The sequence below is a fragment of the Acinetobacter sp. AS5 genome (genome assembly GCF_048957595.1).
Taxonomy (GTDB): Bacteria; Pseudomonadota; Gammaproteobacteria; order Pseudomonadales; family Moraxellaceae; genus Acinetobacter.
Genome location: NZ_JARDAL010000100.1, coordinates 1 through 3,675, shown reverse-complemented (window position 1 = coordinate 3,675; position 3,675 = coordinate 1). Strand labels below are relative to the sequence as shown.

2 protein-coding genes, 3 pseudogenes and 1 other annotated feature are annotated in these 3,675 nt (G+C 37.4%); of the genes and pseudogenes, 3 read left to right on the top strand and 2 right to left on the bottom strand.

The annotated features are described in order from the left end of the window. The first annotated feature begins 591 nt into the window (after window positions 1-591). Together PV763_RS17120 and PV763_RS17115 are read left to right on the top strand one after the other, a co-directional pair. A pseudogene (locus PV763_RS17120) lies at window positions 592-948 on the top strand (type II toxin-antitoxin system RelE/ParE family toxin). Beyond that, the gene (locus PV763_RS17115) at window positions 941-1,243 is read left to right on the top strand and encodes a helix-turn-helix domain-containing protein (RefSeq protein ID WP_001140620.1); all 303 of its coding nucleotides are present in this window, start codon (window positions 941-943) and stop codon (window positions 1,241-1,243) included. The pseudogene PV763_RS17120 and the gene PV763_RS17115 overlap by 8 nt, the downstream one beginning before the upstream one ends. Window positions 1,244-1,284: 41 nt before the next feature. Here PV763_RS17115 and PV763_RS17110 read toward each other — a convergent pair. Next, a pseudogene (locus PV763_RS17110) lies at window positions 1,285-1,446 on the bottom strand (IS6 family transposase); the annotation flags it as partial. 93 nt (window positions 1,447-1,539) lie between these two features. Further along, window positions 1,540-3,028 (bottom strand): annotated as a pseudogene (locus tag PV763_RS17105) (IS3 family transposase). After that, window positions 2,623-2,739: a sequence feature (AL1L pseudoknot), on the bottom strand. Its footprint overlaps the pseudogene before it by 117 nt. A gap of 169 nt (window positions 3,029-3,197) precedes the next feature. On the opposite strand from PV763_RS17105, the gene PV763_RS17100 reads away from it, so the two are divergent. Continuing rightward, the gene (locus PV763_RS17100; protein ID WP_420938256.1) at window positions 3,198-3,491 is read left to right on the top strand and encodes a hypothetical protein; all 294 of its coding nucleotides are present in this window, start codon (window positions 3,198-3,200) and stop codon (window positions 3,489-3,491) included. The last annotated feature ends 184 nt before the right edge of the window (window positions 3,492-3,675 follow it).

Below are 3,675 nucleotides of genomic sequence, written 5' to 3'. Positions count from 1 at the left end.
TCAAAAGCAGCTATTCTTAAAATAACTACAATAATTTTATCACTTTAAAAATAGATTTTCCCTCCATTTAACATAATGGCGGTTATACGAAGTACACTTGTATATTAATTTAAATATCAATGACTTAAAAAATTAACTAAAAGCCAAAAAACAAGAAAAAGTCGACTTTGAAACAAGTCGGCTTTTTTATGAGCAGTTTTGATAGTTCTTGCCAATAATCCTGTATAGAAAATGATCAATTTTGGCATTTTCCCAATGTTCTCAGCTCTTCCAGGGCGAAAACTATCCCCAATTGCTGTGGATGAAATTTAGGCTATTTTGTACGCTTTGGCGCACATAAATCTCGGCCCTTTGCTGCTATGCGGCATACTGGAATTTTCCTATGATCAAGTCATCAGGAACAGGATGTTCCATAACATAAAACAAAAATTATAAGTTATTGCACATGGACCAGAGGGTACAACAGCACAATCAGCAACGATAAAAAAACCCGGCAGGATGCCGGGGTTTTTTATTGCCTATCCTTTTTCATTTGCAAAACAAACATAATGCCCCTAAAATATAGACTATAATCTATATTTTGGTTGTGGTATGTGGACAGTCATTACGACAGATCTATTTAATCAGTGGCTTGAACAGCAAGATGAACCTACACAAGAGAAGGTCCTAGCTGCCCTGGTTGTTCTACAGCAGTAGGGACCGAGTTTAGGCCGTCCTTTAGTAGATACTGTGTATGAGTCTAAATTTACCAATATGAAAGAACTGCGTGTTCAACATCGCGGTAGACCCTTAAGAGCTTTCTTCGCATTTGATCCCTTACGACAGGCTATTGTTCTATGTATTGCTGATAAAGGCGGTAAAAAGCGTTTTTATAAAGACATGCTGGATATTGCAGATGAACAATACCAACTTCATCTCACTACCCTAGGAGATAAATCTAATGGCTAAGACTCTGCAAGAATTGTTAGCTAGCCGCTCTCCAGAGAGCCAAGCCCGTATTCAAAAAATGGCTGATGAATTACTGCTAGAAAATCAGCTTCATCTTATTCGTGAAGAACTCGAAATTTCTCAAAAAGAGCTTGCTGAAACTTTGGGAATAAAACAGCCATCGCTTTCAGCAATAGAAAATCGTGGCAATGATCTTAAGATTTCAACCATGAAAAAGTATGTTGAGGCAATGGGTGGGAAGCTCCGTATTGATGTAGAGCTTCCAACAGGAAAACATATAGGATTCAACGTTTAACAATAAAAATGGGAGCTATAGGCTCCCATTTTTAGATTCGTATAACGTTGAACCCAACGGTAAATAGTCGTGTGATCAACATTCACACCCCGTTCGGCCAGCATTTCCTGCAGTTCACGATAGCTAATGCCATATTTACAATACCAGCGCACAGCCCAAAGAATGATTTCGCCCTGAAAATGCCGACCATGGAAAGGATTCATATGCTGCACCTTTAGCTAAAACAGTCTTCAGCTTACCATTCGTGGTTATTTGCAACAGTGCCGATTTTTTGAAAAAAGCATAGGTCTAGATAATCAAGCTAGATTTTTTAAAACTCCACATTGGTCAATTGTACATAAACCATCACAAGTACCTCTTAAATCAGATAGTTGTTCAATAAGCTTTTGTTGCTTGATTATATTTTCTCTGATAGCACTGACATGTAAGTCAATTAATTCATTCACATCTGAACAATTTTTCTCAGGTTTGTCTTTATAGGTAAGTAATTGACGAATTTCATTCAAACTCATATTTAAAGTTCGGCAATTCAAAATAAATTTAATTCGCTCAACATAGCCTACATCGTAAAGGCGGTAATTTCCTTCCGTTCTTTCCGGTTCCGGAATTAAACCTTTGTAACCCAATGCACTGTGTACACGCTCTTTATTGAACCAATCTACCCAGTTGAGTGTCGCAAGTTGTACATCCGCTAAACCTTGCCAATCTGCTTTTAAATATTCAATCACCTCTGTTTTGTATAAGCCATTCACTGTTTCAGCCAAAGCATTATCGTATGAATCACCAGTTGTACCGACTGACGCTCGTAAATTTGCTGCTTCTAGACGATTGGTATAGCGAATGGAAAGATATTGCACACCTCTATCGGAATGATGAATTACATTCTTTGGCATACCTCGATCATGCAAAGCTTGTTCTAATGCATCAAGCATCATATCTGTATTCATACGTGTTGATACTTTCCATCCAACAATTGCTCGTGAAAACACATCAATAATAAATGCGGTATAGACCCAACCTGACTTGGTTTGAATATACGTAAAGTCACTGACCCACAGCTGATCTGGATGATCAGCACTAAAATTACGTTTCACTAAATCATTCGCTCGTTTTTGATCATCTCGGCTACGGGTGGTTTGTTTGTTCTTACCTCGCCAAACACCTTGTATACCTAGCTTTTTCATTAATCGAGCAACAGTACAGCGTGCAATAATATAGCCTTCACGTTTCAGTTTTTGCCAGACTTTACGTACACCATACCGACCTGAACTTTCCTTCCAAATTCGTTTAATCTCCTCAGCATGATGCAAGTCATGTAAATCTCGCTTTGCTCGATGTTCTGGATTTTCGCAGAGATCTAGAGTCCGGTAATAGGTTGAAGCTGCGATCGGTAAAATCCTACAAATCGCATCAACACCATATAAGTCTTTATTGTTATGGATGAAATCCACCATTATTTGTGTGGGCGGTCGAGCTCCGCCTGGGCGAAAAAAGCGGCTGCTTTACGTAGAATTTCATTCGCACGTTGCAGTTCTTTATTTTCGCGTTCCAGTTGTTTGATACGTTCTTGGTCTGAAAGCTGCTGTACTTTAACTGGATTTTGTTTATCTAAATATTTTTGATACCAAACACGTAGTGTTTCAGGAGTACAACCCTTGCGCAGTATACTGCTCAGGGAGCAATAGCTGTGATCGCAGCCCAATTCGATGGATAATCTTTCTCGGATTCAATCAATAATTGAACCGCTCTTTCTCTGATTTCAGGGGTATATTTTAATTTTGTCATCGGGATAGTCTCTCAGAATATTGACTCTCAGAATATTGACTCTCCGACAAACCCGGTACGGTTCAAACCTTTAGATGAAGATACTTTATATATAGCTAATGAAGAAAAAGGTATTTGTTTACTTTTTCGAGATGAAGCTAGTTGCTTAGATCATTTTAGTGATACAGCAATGTTAGGTAAAAACTTATTTTTTCAAACAATATTTTTTTATAATCAAAATGTTGAAGGATTTAATAAATATAGAGAGCTTCTACCTAAAGGACTTAATTTTGACATGTCTAAGGTTGAAATTCATGATCTATTGGGAAGTCCAGATGATGTAAGAGAAAGTCTGTACTCTGAAAAATGGTGTAATTTAGATTGTGGGTATTCAATCTACATAAAATATAGTGCCCACCATGATGGCATTCGCTATATATCAACAACAACGTCTAATTATAAAGTTCCACTAAAATTAACATAATACACCTTATACGAAGTCAAAATGTTAGAACCCATTTAAAGTGTCTATATTCTCACCAATAAAAATGTCTGGTTTATGATGGTTTTTATCACCATGGACTGGATATAAAATATAAATGCTGATCACTATGTCTGATAAAGAAATTCAACGTCTTGCAGTTCTGCAAGACGTTAGAGATCATCGT